General features: G+C 69.3%; 12 protein-coding genes and 1 pseudogene. 5 read left to right on the forward strand and 8 right to left on the reverse strand.

Going from position 1 to position 16,444, the window contains the following annotated elements:
• Positions 1–24 precede the first annotated feature (24 nt).
• Positions 25–3,564 carry a DNA polymerase III subunit alpha gene (gene dnaE / locus ABT186_RS29645; RefSeq protein ID WP_351233994.1) on the reverse strand — a complete coding sequence of 1,180 codons (3,540 nt, stop codon included), beginning with the start codon at positions 3,562–3,564 and terminating at the stop codon, positions 25–27.
• 282 nt (positions 3,565–3,846) lie between these two features.
• Here dnaE and ABT186_RS29650 point away from each other — a divergent pair, with 282 nt between their 5' ends.
• The 4 genes from ABT186_RS29650 to ABT186_RS29665 all read left to right on the forward strand — a co-directional run bounded on the left by ABT186_RS29650 (position 3,847) and on the right by ABT186_RS29665 (position 8,672).
• Positions 3,847–5,172: a DUF2252 domain-containing protein gene (locus ABT186_RS29650; RefSeq protein WP_351233992.1), complete on the forward strand. Its 1,326-nt coding sequence runs from the start codon at positions 3,847–3,849 to the stop codon at positions 5,170–5,172.
• A gap of 91 nt (positions 5,173–5,263) precedes the next feature.
• Positions 5,264–5,950, forward strand: a complete 687-nt coding sequence (locus ABT186_RS29655; RefSeq protein ID WP_351233990.1) for a hypothetical protein — start codon at positions 5,264–5,266, stop codon at positions 5,948–5,950.
• Positions 5,951–6,090: 140 nt separating this feature from the next.
• The gene (locus ABT186_RS29660; RefSeq protein ID WP_351233988.1) at positions 6,091–6,909 is read left to right on the forward strand and encodes a thioredoxin domain-containing protein; all 819 of its coding nucleotides are present in this window, start codon (positions 6,091–6,093) and stop codon (positions 6,907–6,909) included.
• Between the two features lie 92 nt (positions 6,910–7,001).
• The gene (locus tag ABT186_RS29665; RefSeq protein WP_351233986.1) at positions 7,002–8,672 is read left to right on the forward strand and encodes an alkaline phosphatase D family protein; all 1,671 of its coding nucleotides are present in this window, start codon (positions 7,002–7,004) and stop codon (positions 8,670–8,672) included.
• Positions 8,673–8,679: 7 nt separating this feature from the next.
• On the opposite strand, the gene ABT186_RS29670 is transcribed toward ABT186_RS29665, so the two are convergent.
• Entirely contained in the window at positions 8,680–9,249 is a 570-nt protein-coding gene (locus ABT186_RS29670) for a dienelactone hydrolase family protein (protein ID WP_351233984.1), read from the reverse strand.
• 105 nt (positions 9,250–9,354) lie between these two features.
• Between ABT186_RS29670 and ABT186_RS29675 the strand changes: the two genes are divergently transcribed.
• Positions 9,355–10,464 carry a mechanosensitive ion channel family protein gene (locus ABT186_RS29675; protein ID WP_351233982.1) on the forward strand — a complete coding sequence of 370 codons (1,110 nt, stop codon included), beginning with the start codon at positions 9,355–9,357 and terminating at the stop codon, positions 10,462–10,464.
• Between the two features lie 13 nt (positions 10,465–10,477).
• Here ABT186_RS29675 and ABT186_RS29680 read toward each other — a convergent pair whose 3' ends face one another.
• The 6 genes and pseudogenes from ABT186_RS29680 to ABT186_RS29705 all read right to left on the reverse strand — a co-directional run bounded on the left by ABT186_RS29680 (position 10,478) and on the right by ABT186_RS29705 (position 16,041).
• Positions 10,478–11,218: an SDR family NAD(P)-dependent oxidoreductase gene (locus tag ABT186_RS29680; RefSeq protein WP_351233980.1), complete on the reverse strand. Its 741-nt coding sequence runs from the start codon at positions 11,216–11,218 to the stop codon at positions 10,478–10,480.
• 36 nt (positions 11,219–11,254) lie between these two features.
• A pseudogene (locus tag ABT186_RS29685) lies at positions 11,255–11,477 on the reverse strand (Na+/H+ antiporter); the annotation flags it as partial.
• 77 nt (positions 11,478–11,554) lie between these two features.
• Complete coding sequence (locus ABT186_RS29690) at positions 11,555–12,022, reverse strand: GNAT family N-acetyltransferase (protein ID WP_351233978.1); 468 nt, start codon at positions 12,020–12,022, stop codon at positions 11,555–11,557.
• On the reverse strand, positions 12,019–12,963 hold the full coding sequence (locus tag ABT186_RS29695) for an RluA family pseudouridine synthase (RefSeq protein WP_351233976.1): 945 nt from the start codon (positions 12,961–12,963) through the stop codon (positions 12,019–12,021). The genes ABT186_RS29690 and ABT186_RS29695 overlap by 4 nt, the downstream gene beginning before the upstream one ends.
• Positions 12,964–13,014: 51 nt before the next feature.
• Positions 13,015–13,611, reverse strand: a complete 597-nt coding sequence (lspA, locus tag ABT186_RS29700; protein ID WP_351233974.1) for a signal peptidase II — start codon at positions 13,609–13,611, stop codon at positions 13,015–13,017.
• Between the two features lie 81 nt (positions 13,612–13,692).
• Positions 13,693–16,041, reverse strand: coding sequence for a TraR/DksA C4-type zinc finger protein (locus tag ABT186_RS29705; protein ID WP_351927630.1), 2,349 nt, complete (start codon positions 16,039–16,041; stop codon positions 13,693–13,695).
• Positions 16,042–16,444: the final 403 nt, after the last annotated feature.

Consider the following 16,444-nt stretch of genomic DNA (forward strand, 5'->3'; position numbering starts at 1 on the left):
CGCATACGTTGCCGCTCCGAGTGATCAGCCCGCCAGGCAGGACGGGCCGAGCAGGACCTTCAGATCGCCGTAGAGCGCGGGATCCGGCTTGACCCGGTGCCGGTCCAGTCGCAGGACGGTCGTCTTGCGCGGCCCCTGGAGCTTGATCCGCACCTCGCTGTCGCCCTTGTGCTGGCTGAGGATCTCGCCGAGGCGGCTCACCATCGGCGGGGTGACCTTCACCGCCGGGATGGTGAGCACCACGGGCGCGTTGGTGCCCGCGGCCGACAGGTCCGGGACCATCAGTTCCATCGCGACCAGCCGCGGCACGTCCTCGCGCTTGTCGAGGCGGCCCTTGACGAACACCACGGCGTCCTCGACGAGTTGGGTCGACACCAGCTGGTAGGTCGCCGGGAAGAACATGCACTCGATCGAGCCCGCCAGGTCCTCGACCGTGGCGATGGCCCAGGCGTTGCCCTGCTTGGTCATCTTGCGCTGCAGGCCCGAGATGATGCCGCCGATGGTGACGACCGCACCGTCCGCGTGCTCACCTCCGGTGAGCTGGGCGATGCCCGCGTCGGCCTTGTCGGACAGCACGTGCTCCAGGCCGAAGAGCGGGTGGTCGGACACGTACAGACCGAGCATCTCCCGCTCCTGGGCGAGCAGATACGTCTTGTCCCACTCGTCATCGGTGAAGGTGACGTCGAGTCCGAAGCCGGGCTCGTTGTTCTCCTCCTCGCCCATGCCGCCGAAGAGGTCGAACTGGCCCTCGGCCTCCTTGCGTTTGACCGCGACCACGTTGTCGATCATCGGCTCGTACTGGGCGGTGAGCCCCTTGCGGGTGTGCCCCATCGAGTCGAAGGCACCCGCCTTGATGAGCGATTCCGTGGTGCGCTTGTTGCAGACCACCGCCTCGACCTTGTCGAGGTAGTCCGGGAAGGACGTGTACTTCCCCTTGGCCTTACGGGTCTTGATGACCGACTCGACCACGTTCGTACCGACGTTCCGCACCGCGGAGAGGCCGAAGAGGATCACGTCGTCGCCCTGGGCGGCGAAGTTCGACTCGGACTCGTTGACGTTCGGCGGGAGCACCTTGATGCCCATGCGGCGGCACTCGTTGAGGTAGACGGCCGACTTGTCCTTGTCGTCCTTGACGGAGGTCAGAAGCGCGGCCATGTACTCGGCGGGGTGGTTCGCCTTCAGGTAGGCCGTCCAGTAGGAGACCAGTCCGTACGCCGCCGAGTGCGCCTTGTTGAAGGCGTAGCCGGCGAACGGGACCAGCACGTCCCAGAGGGCCTGGATGGCTTCGTCGCTGAAGCCGTTCTTCTGGGCACCGGCCTGGAAGATGGTGAAGTTCTTCGCCAGTTCGTCGGGCTTCTTCTTACCCATCACCCGGCGGAGGATGTCGGCCTCGCCGAGCGAGTAGCCCGCGATGATCTGGGCCGCCTTCTGCACCTGCTCCTGGTAGACGATCAGGCCGTAGGTGACGTCCAGGACCTCCTTGAGCGGCTCCTCCAGCTCGGGGTGGATCGGCGTGATCTCCTGTTGCCCGTTCTTGCGGAGGGCGTAGTTCGTGTGGGAGTTCATGCCCATCGGGCCCGGGCGGTACAGGGCCGACACGGCGGAGATGTCTTCGAAGTTGTCCGGCTTCATCAGGCGCAGCAGGGAGCGCATGGGGCCGCCGTCGAACTGGAAGACGCCGAGGGTGTCGCCGCGCTGGAGCAGTTCGAAGGTCTTCGGGTCGTCCAGCGGGAGGGCGAGGAGATCGATGTCGATCCCCTTGTTGGACTTCACCATCTTGACGGCGTCGTCCATGATCGTCAGGTTGCGCAGGCCGAGGAAGTCCATCTTCAGCAGGCCGAGCGACTCACAACTCGGGTAGTCCCACTGGGTGATGGTCACGCCGTCGGTATGCCTGACCCACACAGGAACGTGCTCGGTAATGGTCTCGCTGGACATGATCACACCGGCGGCGTGCACACCCATCTGACGGACCAGGCCCTCGACGCCCTTGGCGGTGTCGATGACCTTCTTCACGTCCGGCTCGTTCTCGTACATCCCGCGGACCTCGCCCGCCTCCGAGTAGCGCGGGTGGCTGGGGTCGGTGATGCCGGACAGCGGGATGCCCTTGCCGAGGACGTCGGCGGGCATGGCCTTGGTGATGCGGTCGCCCATCGCGTACGGATAGCCCAGCACGCGCGCGGAGTCCTTGATCGCGTTCTTGGCCTTGATGGTGCCGTAGGTGCCGATCATGGCAACCTTGTCGGCGCCGTATTTCTCGGTCACGTACCTGATGACCTCGACGCGCCTGCGCTCGTCGAAGTCGATGTCGACATCGGGCATCGAGATGCGCTCGGGGTTCAGGAACCGCTCGAAGATCAGGCCGTGCGGAATCGGGTCGAGGTCGGTGATGCCCATCGCGTAGGCGACGATCGAGCCGGCCGCGGAGCCTCGGCCGGGGCCGACCGCGATGCCGTTGTTCTTGGCCCACATGATGAAGTCGGCGACCACGAGGAAGTAGCCGGGGAAGCCCATGGAGATGATGACGTCCATCTCGTAGTCGGCCTGCTTCTGGCGGTCCTCGGGGATGCCGCCCGGGAAGCGGCGCTCCATGCCGCGGCGGACCTCCTCCTTGAACCAGGTGACCTCGGTGTAGCCCTCGGGGATGTCGAACTTGGGCATGAGGTCGCGCTTCTCGAACATGCCCGTGGTGTCGATCTGCTCGGCGACCAGGATCGTGTTGCGGCAGCCCTCCTGCCAGGCGTCCGAGGAGTCGATGGCGTACATCTCGTCCGTGGACTTCAGGTAGTAGCCGGTGCCGTCGAACTTGAAGCGGTCCGGGTCGGAGAGGTTCTTGCCGGTCTGGATGCACAGAAGCGCGTCGTGGGCACCCGCCTCATGGGCGTACGTGTAGTGCGAGTCGTTCGTGACCAGCGGCGGGATGCCGAGCTTCTTGCCGATCTCCAACAGACCGTCGCGGACCCGGCGCTCGATCTCGATGCCGTGGTCCATCAGTTCCAGGAAGTAGCGGTCCTTACCGAAGATGTCCTGGTAGTCGGCGGCCGCCTTGAGAGCCTCGTCGTACTGGCCGAGGCGCAGCCGGGTCTGGAGCTCACCCGAGGGGCAGCCGGTGGAGGCGATGAGCCCCTCGGACCACTGGGAGATGGTCTCCTTGTCCATGCGGGGCCACTTCTGCAGCCAGCCCTCGGCGTACGCGTCCGAGGAGAGGCGGAAGAGGTTGTGCAGGCCCGTCGCGTTCGCCGCCCAGATCGTCTTGTGGGTGTAACCACCGGAACCGGAGACGTCGTCCTTCTTCTGGTGCGGCTGGCCCCACTGGATCTTGCGCTTGTTGCGCCGGGACTCGGGCGCGACATACGCCTCGATGCCGATGATCGGGGTGACTCCGGCCTTCTTCGCGGAGTGGAAGAAGTCGTACGCCCCATGGAGGTTGCCGTGGTCGGACATGGCGATGTGCGTCATGCCCATCTCGTTGCACGCGTTGAACATGTCCTTCAGCCGCGCGGCACCGTCCAGCAGCGAGTACTGGGTGTGGACGTGCAGGTGCGTGAACGGCGGCTTTGACACGGCTGGAGCCTCCAGGGGAAACGGTGTTCGACGGGGGTCCGACAGGCTGCGGACAGTCTGGGGGACAGCGTCGAAGTCTATGCCTCGGCACTGACACTCGGCGGGCTTCCCCGCGTACCTTCGTCCGGCGACACGCGGATCCGTGTACTCGTACCTTCGTGCGAGATCCCGGGCACTCCCGCGTACCGTCGTCCGTTGGAACGGGTCGGAGCCATCCGGCCCCGGCGGACGCCACACCTGTCCCACATGTCACGCACCACCTGCACCTGGAGGCACCCAGCGATGTCGGTTCCGCAGCTCAGCGCCGAGCAACGCGGCGAGGAGATCCTCACCGTCTTCGACACCGCCTTCGGCGAGTTGCTCGCCGCCGACCCGGCCGCGTTCCGCGTGAAGTTCCGCAAGATGGCGGCCTCCGCCTTCGCGTTCTACCGGGGCACGGCGTGCCTCTTCTACCACGACCTGGACGCAGAGAAGCGGGGCGGCCCGTACCTGGACGACCGCACGTCGCGCGTGTGGATCCACGGCGACCTGCACGCCGAGAACTTCGGCACGTACATGGACTCCACGGGCCGGCTGATCTTCAACGTGAACGACTTCGACGAGGCGTACGTCGGCCCCTTCACCTGGGACCTGAAGCGCTTCGCCGCCTCCATGGCGCTGGTCGGGTATGCGAAGGCGCTCAGTGACGAGCAGATCACCGAGCTTGTCCGGGTCTACGGGGCGGCCTACCGCGAGCGCATCCACGCCCTGGCGACCGGCGCCAAGAGCGACGAGGTGCCGCCCTTCACCCTGGACACCGCTCAGGGCCCGCTGCTGGACGCGCTGCGCGACGCCCGTTCGCTGACCCGCTTCGGACTGCTGGACTCGATGACCGAGATCCGGGACTTCGAGCGCCGCTTCGCGCCGGGCGGCGGCTCCATCGAGCTGGACGCGGCGACCCGCTACAAGGTGCTCGCGGCCTTCGACGGCTATCTGGAGACGCTGCCGGAGTCGTCCCTGGCCCGCCCGGACTCCTACCGGGTGAAGGACGTCGTAGGCCGCCGCGGCATCGGCATCGGCTCGGCGGGGCTGCCGTCGTACAACATCCTTCTCGAGGGCAACAGCGACGCCCTGGAGAACGACGTGGTGATCTACATCAAGCAGGCCCAGACCCCGGCCGTCTCGCGGCACATCACGGACCCGGCGATCCGCGCGTACTTCCAGCACGAGGGCCACCGCACGGTGATCTCCCAGCGCGCCCTGCAGGCCCATGCCGACCCGTGGCTGGGCTGGACCGAGCTGGACGGCGCGGGACAGCTGGTCGCAGAGGTGTCGCCGTACGCCGTGGACCTGGACTGGAGCGACATCGACGACCCGGAGGAGATCGCGGCGGTCGTCGCCGACCTGGGCCGCGCCACGGCCGCGATGCACGCGGCGGCGGACGACCAGTCCGGCGAGTCCCTGGTGCCCTTCTCCACGGAGCGGGCCATCGACGCGGCGATCGCGGCCGACGAGGAAGGCTTCACGGCCCTGCTGGTGGACTTCGCGCACGAGTACGGGGCACGCGCGCGTGCCGACCACCAGATCTTCGTGGACCTCTTCCGCAACGGCCGGATCCCCGGCCTGTAGGCCGCTTCGATCGCTCCCCCACAACGCTCCCGTAACTCATGGCAACCCTTTAAGGGGCCCTTACGGGAGCGCGTGGGACACTCTCTGCACTATGGACATATCCGGGACCCAGCTCAGAGCCGTACGCGCGGCGCTGTTCACGGCAGTCGTCGTGACGCTCAGCTCCGCGTCGCACGTGCTGCTGTCCGAGGTCCCGCTGCCGATGGGGACGGTGGCCGCGATTGCCGCCACCGTCTTCGTCGTCGCATACGCGCTGGCGAGCCGTGAGCGCGGGTTCGCGAAGATCGCCGCCCTGCTGGTCCCGCTGGAGCTGACCGCGGACACGGTGTTCACCACGGGCCAGCACGCCTGCTATGGCCCGGCGGGCGGCCCGGTCACCGGCCCGCTGCGTTCGGTCGGTCTTGACGTCCTGTGCCGCGGCGGCAGCGTGGGCACCCCGCTCACCCGGGTCACGGGCACCGGCACCGACCGGGTCGCGGCGCTGCTCGCGCACTCCGACCCGGCCACCGCCTGGCTGCTGCTCGCCGCGCATGTGAGCGTGGGGCTCCTCGCCGCCGCCTGGCTGCGCCGCGGCGAGCGGGCGCTGGGCCAGCTGCTGCGCGCGGTGGCGGCGACCACGTTCCGGCCGTTGCTGATCGCGGTCGCCGCGGGGACGGTACGGCTCGCCCCGGTCTGCCGGGCACCGCGCTTCGTCCACCGCGTCACCACCGCCCGTACCCACCTGTTCGTGCACTCCCTGGGACGGCGGGGTCCGCCGTGCTCGGTCGCCTTGGTCTAGAGGCACCGGAGGCACCTGGTCAATCCAGGGGCACCTGGTTCCTCCAGAACCACCCGAGCACCGGAAACCCCCCTATTACGTATCCCGTATTACGTATCCCGCGCACAGCGTGTGTGCGCGTCCCCATGGAGATCACCCACATGAGCAAGCGGAACAGCCAGACGGCAAAAACGGCGGCCCGTGAGCGGCTGCGTCAGGAACGCGAGCGGCAGGCCAAGCGCGACAAGGCGAAGCGGCAGATCATCGTCGCCTGCTCGGTCGTCGGCGTCCTCGCGATCGCCGGCGGCATAGGCTACGCCGTCGTACAGGGCAACAAGCCCAGTCACTGGGAGGCCGTGAAGAGCGACAAGGTCGTCGCCCCGGCCAACACCACAGGCACGAACGGCACCACCGTCGTCATCGGCAAGGACACCGCCAAGAAGACCCTCAAGGTCTACGAGGACCCGCGTTGCCCGGTCTGCGCCGCGTTCGAGCAGGCCGTCGGCTCGACGGTGAAGAAGGACATCGACGACGGCAAGTTCAAGTTCCAGTACGTCGGTGCCACGTTCATCGACAACAAGGACAACGGGCAGGGCTCCAAGAACGCACTGAGCGCCCTCGGCGCCGCGCTGAACGTCAGCCCCGAGGCGTTCCTGGAGTACAAGACCGCGCTGTACTCGACGAAGTGGCACCCGGACGAGACGACCGACAAGTTCAAGGACGACAGCTACCTCATCAAGGTGGCCGACACCGTCCCCGCGCTGAAGGACAACACCAAGTTCCAGGACGCGGTCAAGAAGGGCACCTACGACGCCTGGGCGATGGCCATGTCGAAGACCTTCGACGACAACAAGGAAGGTGTGACCGGAACCCCGGGCTTCGTCATGGACGGCAAGAAGCTCAGCGCCGACAGCCAGGGCAACCCGCCCCTGACGGTGGCCGACTTCAACAAGATGGTGGACGCGGCCATCAAGGGCTGACGCCAACTGGGAAACCGGCCTCCATATGAAGAGCGGGCGAACTCTCGGAGTTCGCCCGCTCTCGCACGTACCGATCAGTAACCTGATCGGTCGTGACCAGTCGATACAGAGCATCCAAGGCCTCCGAGCGCCTCAACTCCCTCTCGCCCCGCCGCCGTACGGTCGTCAAGGCCGCGGCGGCGACCGCTGTTCTGGCCGGCCCGCTCGCCGCCGCCCTCCCGGCCCGCGCCGCCACGGACAGCCCCGCCTTCCTGCACGGAGTGGCCTCCGGCGACCCGCTGCCCGAAGGCATCCTGCTGTGGACCCGGGTGACCCCCACCGCCGAGGCGACACCCGGCTCCGGGCTCGGCCCGGACACCGAGGTGAGCTGGGTCGTCGCCAAGGACAAGGCGCTCACCAACGTCGTCGCCAAGGGTTCGGTCACCGCGACCGCCGCCTCGGACCACACCGTCAAGGCGGACGTACGAGGCCTGGCCCCGGCCACGGACTACTGGTTCCGCTTCTCCGCGGGCGGTACCGACTCCCCCGTCGCCCGTACCCGCACGGCCCCGGCCGCCGACGCCGCCGTGTCCGGACTGCGCTTCGGCGTGGTCACCTGCGCCAACTGGGAGGCCGGCTACTTCTCGGCGTACCGCCACCTGGCCGCCCGTAATGACCTCGACGCCTGGCTCCACCTGGGCGACTACATCTACGAGTACAAGAGCGGCGAGTACGCGGCCCGCGGCACGGTCGTCCGCCCGCACTCACCGGCGAACGAGATCATCACACTCGCCGACTACCGCACCCGGCACGCCCGTTACAAGACCGACCCCGACCTCCAGGCCCTGCACCACAAGGCGCCGGTCATAGCGATCTGGGACGACCACGAGTTCGCCGACAACGCCTGGTCGGGCGGCGCGGTCAACCACACCGAGGGCGCCGAGGGCACCTGGACGGACCGCAAGGCGGCCGCGAAGCAGGCGTACTTCGAGTGGATGCCGGTCCGGCCGGCGATCGAGGGCACCACCTACCGTCGGCTGCGCTTCGGCAAACTCGCCGACCTCTCCCTGCTCGACCTGCGCTCCTTCCGCTCGCAGCAGGTGACCTCGGGCAGCGGCTCGGTCGACGACCCGAACCGTACGATCACGGGCCGCGCCCAGCTCGACTGGCTGAAGGCGGGCCTGAAGGCGTCCGACACCACCTGGCGGCTGGTCGGCAACTCGGTGATGATCGCCCCCTTCGTCATCGGCTCGCTCACCGCCGACCTGCTCAAGCCGCTGGCCAAGATGCTCGGGCTGCCGCAGGAAGGTATCGCCGTCAACACCGACCAGTGGGACGGCTACACGGACGACCGCCGGGAACTCCTGGCCCACCTGCGCTCGAACGCCATCGGCAACACCGTCTTCCTGACCGGCGACATCCATATGTCGTGGGCGAACGACGTGCCGGTGGACGCCGGCACGTACCCGCTGTCGCCGTCGGCCGCCACCGAGTTCGTCATCACCTCGGTGACCTCCGACAACCTCGACGACATCGTCAAGGTCCCCGAGGGCACCGTCTCGGCGGTGGCCTCGCCGATCATCCGCGCGGCCAACCGGCACGTCCACTGGGTGGACACGGACCGCCACGGCTACGGCGTGCTGGACATCACCGCACAGCGCGCGCAGATGGACTACTACGTGCTGTCCGACCGCACGGACGCCAACGCCACGTCGTCCTGGGAGCGTTCGTACCGCACCCTGAGCGGCACGCAGAAGGTCGAGCGGACCTACGACCCGGTGTAGCCGCGCCCTACAGGCTGTCGAGGAAGCCGAGCGCCACCCGCCAGGTGGCCTCGGCCGCCTCCTCGTCGTAGTCCGGCAGCTCGGGGTCGGTGTAGATGTGCCCGGCGCCCGCGTACCGGTAGATCTCCACGTCCGCGCCCGCTCTGCGCATCTGCAGGTACCACGAGCTCAGCCAGTCGTCCGTCTCGAACAGGTCGGGCTCGGCGACATGGAGCTGGACCGGCAGATCGTCCACCGAGGCGCTCGCCGCGATGTCCGACGTGCCGTGCAGCAGCAGGAGTCCACGCGCGTTCCTGTCGCCGAGCGCAAGGGTCTGCGCGATGGAGGCGCCCAGCGAGAATCCGGCGTACACGAGCCCTCTCCCCGAGTACGGAGCGGCGGCCAGGACGGCACGCTTGAGCAGCTCTTCCTTCCCGATCCCGTCCTTGAAGGTCATGCCCTCCTCGACCGTCTCGAAGGTCCGGCCGTCGAACAGGTCAGGAGTCCACACCTCGTGTCCGGCGGCGCGCAGCCGATCGGCGGCGGCGCGGACGGCGGGCCGCAGTCCGTAGGTGGAGTGGAAGAGCATGATGTTCATGAGCCCATGGTGCCAGCCGGGACCGACAACGCCGACGCAGCACGTCTCGGGGCGGATCGGGGCCGCACATGTTCATGATGGGCTCAGCCGGTTACGTTCGAAGGCATGGAGAACGTACTGCGCCCGGTGATCGTCGTCGGTGGCTCGGTCGTGCTCACACTGCTCATCGGGTGGGCCACGGACCTCCTGCTGCGCAAGGCGAACGGCCGGCATCCCGAGACGCCGCTGTGGGGCCTGCTCCGTCGCGGCCGTATCCCCTACCAGCTCGTCCTGTGCGCGGCCCTGCTGAGAGGCTCCTACGACCAGGCGAAACTCCTCCAGGAACACCGGGTCGGCGTCGGACGGATGCTGACGCTGGTGCTGATCGGTTCCGCCGCCTGGCTGGTGATCCGCATCGCGGCCGCGGTCGTCGAGACGTCGTACACCCGTTACGCCCGCGCCCACCGCGATCCGGCCCGGGTCCGGCGTGTGCGCACCCAGGTGTCGCTGATCATGCGGGTGGTGTCGGCGGTCGTCGGTGTGGTGGCGGTGGCCGCCATGCTGCTGACGTTCCCGGCGATGCGGGCGGCCGGCGCCTCGCTGCTTGCGTCGGCCGGCATCCTCGGCATCGTCGCCGGTGTCGCCGCGCAGTCCACGCTCGCGAACCTCTTCGCCGGGCTGCAGATCGCGTTCGGCGACATGGTGCGGCTCGGCGACACGGTCGTGGTGGACGGCGAGTGGGGCATCGTCGACGAGATCACGCTGACGTTCCTGACGGTACGGACATGGGACGAGCGCCGGATCACCATGCCGGTGTCGTACTTCACCTCGAAGCCGTTCGAGAACTGGTCGCGCGGCAGCGCCCAGATGACCGGCATCGTCTACTTCCATGTCGACCACTCCGCGCCCGTCGCGGCGATGCGCACGAGGCTCCGCGACATCCTGCGCGAGTGCCCGGCGTGGGACGGCCGCGACTACGGGCTCGTGGTCACCGACTCGACGCCCAACACCATGCAGGTGCGGGCGCTGGTGACCGCGAAGGACGCGGACGACATCTGGACGGTCAGGGTCACGGTCCGCGAGCAGATGATTCGCTGGCTGACCGAGGAGCACCCGTACGCGCTGCCCCGGGTCAACACGGCGGAAGCCGTGCCGCCGCCGCGCCGGAACGGCCGTGGGACGCCGGACGGACAGGGCCGCAGGGCGCACGAGCCGCCGCTGACGGACCGGGGGTGAGAGAGCCCCGGATTCAGTGCCCGCGCTCGGCCCCGCCGTTGACCTGGATGATCTGCGAGGTGATGTGCCCGGCGCCCGGGGAGGCGAGCCAATGCAGTGTCGCGGCGACGTCCCCCGGCGTACCGGCACGCCCGGTCGAGGTCTCGGCGATGAGCCGCTCGCGCCGCGCGTCATCCATCGCGTCGCCGAAGAACCCGGTGTCCTCGACATACCCGGGCGCGACCACGTTCACGGTGATACCGCGTGGCCCCAGCTGCCGCGCCAGATCGTGGGCGTACGGATGCAATGCGGCCTTGGCCGCCGCGTACGCCCCGCTCCCCGATCCCCGGAAGGCAGCGATGGAACCGATGAACAGCACCCGCCCGCCGGGCTCCGCGAGCCGGTCCTTCAGGGCCTCCGTGAGCAGTGCCGCGGTCAGGGTGTTGAGCCCGAAGTTGAGGGTCCAGCTGTGCAGGACGACATCGAGGGGCTCCTCGCTGTCCACCTTCGGTTCCAGGTGCCCGGCGCCTCCGGCGCTGTGGATCAGTACGTCCACGGTGCCGAACTCGGCGGCCACGAACCGCTCCACCCCTCGTACGCTGCGGGGCTTGCTGAGGTCTGCCGCGTAGGTGAGCGCACCGGGCACCCCGGCCTGCTCCAGCACCTCGGCGCGCCGCCCGAGCAGCAGCACCTGATCCCCGTCCGCGGCGAAGGCCTGCGCCGTCGCCAGCCCGATCCCCGTACCGCCACCACTGATCACCACGTTGCGCGCCATGATCCGATCGTACAAATGCGGTCCCCCACAGGGGTGTCAGCGCAGGCTGCGCACGTCCAGATGGCGCAGCACCCGATCGACGATCCCGGGTCCGCGCCTGGTTCGCTGCGCGCCGCCAGGACCTCGCGCCGTGCCGCGCTCAGCATCTCCCCTGGATGCTGCGCAGCCGCCTGAGGCGAGCGAGACGGTGCTCGTGCGCCTCGCGCCGCTCCTCGTCCCCCGGGTCCGGGCTGATGCGCGCGCCGATCACAAGCACTCTTCCCGTCGGCCCGTCAGGCACCCTGGGCACCCCTCGGTCACAGGGGGCACCCCTCGGTCACAGGGGGCACCCCTCGGTCACAGAGGGCGGCGCATCGCCCGATGCGGGATGCCCGCATCGGGGAACTCCGGCCCGTACGCCTCGTACCCCAGCCGTTCGTAGAACCCCAGCGCATGCATCTGCGCGTGCAGATCCACCGCCGCAAGCCCACGCGCACGTGCCGCGTCCTCGATCGCCCGCACCAGGGCCGCCCCGACGCCCAGCCCGCGCGCCTCCCGCGTCACCGCCAGCCGCCCCAGGGAGCCCACCGACGGGTCGCCGCCGGTCTTCGCCGCGGCTGCCTCGCCGTACAGCAGCCGGCCCGTTCCCAGGGGCACGCCGTCCTCGCGCACGGCCAGTACGTGCACGGCGCCGGCGTCGTACGCGTCGTACTCGATGTCCTCGGGCACGCCCTGCTCGCCGACGAAGACCTCCTTGCGGACCGCGAAGCACGCCTCGCGGTCGGCGGGGTCCTCGGCCACGCGCACCCCGTACGCGGCACTCATGCCCAGCTCTCCTCGCGCACCTTGTCCAGCGCCTTCTGCAGGTCGGCGGGGTAGTCGCTCTCGAACTCCACCCACTGTCCGTCCCCGGGGTGCTCGAAGCCGAGCCGTACGGCGTGCAGCCACTGGCGGGTCAGGCCGAGCCGCTTGGCGATGGTCGGGTCGGCTCCGTACGTCAGATCGCCGACGCACGGGTGACGGTGGGCGGCCATGTGCACACGGATCTGGTGGGTACGCCCGGTCTCCAGCTTGACGTCGAGCAGGGACGCCGAGCGGAACGCCTCGATCAGGTCGTAGTGCGTGACGGAGGGCTTGCCGTCGGCCGTGACCGCCCACTTGTAGTCATGGGTGGGGTGGCGGCCGATGGGCGCGTCGATGGTGCCGCTGGTCGGGTCGGGGTGGCCCTGGACGAGCGTGTGGTAGCGCTTGTCGACCGTGCGCTCCTTGAACTGGCGCTTGAGCGACGTGTACGCGTACTCCGACTTGGCCACGACCATCAGGCCGGACGTGCCCACGTCGAGGCGGTGCACGATGCCCTGGCGCTCGGAGGCGCCGGAAGTCGAGATCCGGTAGCCGGCGGCGGCGAGACCGCCGATGACGGTGGGGCCCGACCAGCCGGGCGACGGGTGCGCGGCCACGCCGATCGGTTTGACGATCACGACCACGTCCTCGTCGTCGTGCACGATGTCCATGCCCTCGACCGGCTCGGCGACCACCTGCACCGGAGCGGGCGCCTGCGGCATCTCGACCTCGAGCCAGGCGCCGCCGCGCACCCGCTCGGACTTGCCGACCACCGTGCCGTCGACCTGGACCTTGCCCGCGGCGGCCAGCTCCGCCGCCTTCGTACGGGAGAAGCCGAACATGCGGGAGATGGCGGCGTCGACGCGCTCGCCCTCCAGGCCGTCGGGCACGGGCAGGGTACGGATCTCGGGAAGGGTGTTCACCCATCGAGTATGCCGGACGGGTGAGACAGCCCCGTACGAGCCTCCCGGCGCTCAGTCCTTGTGGACCGTTCCGTCCGGGTCCAGGCCGCGGAAGGACAGCAGCACGATCAGGATGCCGCCGCAGACGATCGCCGAGTCGGCCAGGTTGAAGACGGCGAAGCCCTTGGGCGCGATGAAGTCGACGACCGCGCCCTCGAAGACGCCCGGCGAGCGGAAGATCCGGTCGGTGAGGTTGCCCAGCGCACCGCCGAGCAGCAGGCCGAGCGCAATCGCCCAGGGCAGGCTGTAGAGCTTGCGGGCCAGCCGGGCGATCACCACGATCACGGCGGCTGCGATCACCGTGAAGATCACGGTGAAGGCCTCGCCGAAGCCGAAGGCCGCGCCAGGGTTGCGGATCGCGTTGAACTGCAGCCAGTCCCCGATGATCCGGATCGGCGGGTGGTGCTCCAGTTTCGCGACCACCATCAGCTTGCTGACCAGGTCGAGGGCGTAGGCGAAGGCGGCGACCCCGAACAGGACCACGATGCGGCGCCCGCCCCGGGGACGCTCGGCCGCGCCCGAGGAGGCCTGCTCCTCGGACTGCTCGGGCCCGGCCCCCGCCGCGTCTGGGATATCCGGCGTACCGATGATGCGCTCCGCCTCTGCCACGTGAGTCCCTCAACCTAGGTGCCTGACTGAGGACGAGACTACGACACGACCCCGTCGGACCACGTGTTCAGGAGGGGATCATTACCGGCGTTCCTGCTTCTGCTTGCACTCGACGCACAGCGTGGCGCGGGGGAAGGCTTGCATACGGGCCTTGCCGATGGGGTTGCCGCAGTTCTCGCAGAGGCCGTAGGTGCCGGTGTCGAGGCGCTCCAGGGCGCGCTCGGTCTGTACGAGCATCTCGCGCGCGTTGGCGGCGAGCGCCATCTCGTGCTCGCGCGTGATGTTCTTGGTGCCGGTGTCCGCCTGATCGTCGCCGGCGCCGTCCCCGGAGTCTCGCATCAGGCCGACGATCGCCTGCTCGGAGGCGTCGATCTCACCGCGCAGCCGCATCGCGTCGGCCTGCAGTTCCGCGCGTGCCTCGGCCACCTCTTCGGGGGTCCACGGGTCCTCGCCGGGGCGCACGGCCAGTTCGCCGGGTTCCGCCGCGGCGATCCGTGCCTTGGGAACCGCGGTGGAGTCCGTCGCCGCCGTGGCCGTGCCAGGAGTCTTCTTCGCAACCACCGTCGTGGCTCCCGTCTGCTTCGCGGCCTCGACCCCGCCCGCCTTCTTGGCCGTGCTCTTCTTGGCCGCACTCTTTATGGGGGTGCTTTTCGTGGTGCCGCCCTTCTCGGCGGCGTTTTTCCCGGCAGCGGCCTTGGCAGGGGCCGTCTTCTTGGCTGTTGCCTTCTTGGCTGCCTTCTTGACTGCTGCCTTCTTGGCTGCTGCCTTCTTGGCGACGGGCTTCTTCGCCGCCGCGGTCTTCTCGGTGGTCTTGGTGGCGGGCTTGTTCGCCGCCTTCTTCACGACGGTGCTGGTCACCGCTGCCTCCTTGGCGACAGGCTTCTTCGCCGCCGCCTTCTTTGCACCGGTGCTGGTCACCGCTGCCTTCTTGCCGGTCGGAGCCTTCTTCGCCGCCGGTCGTCCGGGACCGCCTTCCTCCTGGGCCGCCTTCTTCGAGGGGACCGCCTTCCCGGCCGCCCTCTTCGAGGAGGCCGCCTTGGACGCCGCCGCCTTCTTGGCGACGGACTGCTTGGCGCCCGCCCTCTTCGAAGGGGTCGCTCTCCCGGCCGCCGCCTTCACGGCGGCCGTCGTCTCTCCAGCCCCCTTCGCCGGGGCAGCCTTCTTGGCGACCGCCCGCCCAGTGGCCACGTTCTTGTCAGCCGCCTTGCCAGAAGCAGCACCCTTCGTGGTCACCCCGACGGAGGCAGCCTTCTTGGCGACCGCCTTCGCTGGAGCGGTCTTCTTGGCGACCGCCTTCGCTGGAGCCGTGTTCTTGGCAGCAGCCTTCGCAGGGACTGTCTTCTTGCCGGTCGCCTTCACGGGGGATGTCTTCTTGGCAGTCGCCTTCACGGGGGCCGTCCTGGCGGCCGCCTTCGCAACAGCACTCTGCTTGGCGGCTGCCTTGTTCGCGAGCGCTGTGTCAGAGGCTGTCTTCTCGGTGGCCCCCGTTTTGCGGGCGCCTTCCGCGCGGTCCGCCTCCTTGGACACCGATTTCTTACCGGTGGCCCTCGGGGCAGCGGCGTCCCGGGAGGCGACCGTCCTGCCAGCCGCCGCCCCCGCAGAGACCGCCTCCTTGACGGTCACCTCCGCCGAAGCCGCCTCATCGGACGCCGCCTTCTTGGAATCAACCCTCTTCGCGGCCGCCCTCCCAGAAGCCGCCTCCCGGACTGCCGCCCTCCCAGAAGCCGCCTCCCGGACTGCCGCCCTCCCCGAAGCCACCTCCCCGGCAGCCGCCTCCATCGAAGCGACCCTCTTCGCGGCCACCCTCCCCGAAGCCGCCTCCCCGGACGCCGCCTCCGCCGAAGCGATCCTCCTGCCCGCCGTCCCCCCGGAGACTGCCTTCCCGGACCTCGCCGAAGCCGCGTCCCCAGAGACCGCCTTCCCGGCGGTCCCCCTCGCCGAAGCCGCCGCCCCGGAAACAACCCTCTTCGCGGCCCTCCCCCCAGAAGCCGCCTCCCTGGCTGCCGCCGCGGTCCTCCTCCCGGAGGCCGTCGTCCGGGCAGCCGTCGTCGCTGAAGCCTTCCTCACCATGCCCACCGCCTCCGTGGCGGTCGTTTGCTCGGGCGGCGTCTGCTGGGCCGCCGCCTCCCCGGTGACCGTCCTCTTCCGGCCGCCCCCTGGGGTCCTCCTGGTCGCCTCCCGGTTTGCGGTTGCCGCGCCCCTTCCGGTTGCCGCAGGCCCTGGCCTCGCGGTGGCCTCGGTCGGCGTCGGCCTCGTCGAGCCGACCACCGCCGCGCCCAGCCACCGCACCAGGCCGACCGTCCGGCTTGCCAGTGCGGCATGGGGGCTCCTACTCCCGCGCGCGTCCTTGGCCGCCGAACCGCCGGAGGCACCCGCACCCGTGGATCTGCCGGACGCCGACTGCTGTACGGCGGTCTTCTTCGCCACCATGGCCGCGGCCCCTTCACATATTGTGATCTTGCGCGCGATTCGTGCTGGGACGATAAATCGACTTCTGGCCCGCGGCAACGGGGCACGCCAACGATTTCGCCCACCGCGCGAGTGCCGCACGGCGAGCCTGCATCCGTTGTGCCCAGCTCTCCGCCGGGTAATCCGCAGGGCCCGGCGTCCCGGGATCCGGGGCGCCACCGCCTCGCCATTCGGGTCACCGAGCACCCCTCCGCGACGGAGGCCTCGGGAAGTGGAAAACCGGTCGGCCGCCGTCGGCGCGGCGCCGTACACTGGGCGGAGCGAAAAGCGTGGATGGGGACAAGTAGCGCCGTACGCAGCCATGAGCGATCCGGGGACGGTGGAAGCCCGGGGGCGAGCGCGACGCGAAGATCACCCCGGAGCC

Origin of the sequence: Streptomyces sp. NPDC001634 (assembly GCF_040298185.1) — a bacterium.
In the GTDB taxonomy this organism is placed as follows: Bacteria; Actinomycetota; Actinomycetes; order Streptomycetales; family Streptomycetaceae; genus Streptomyces.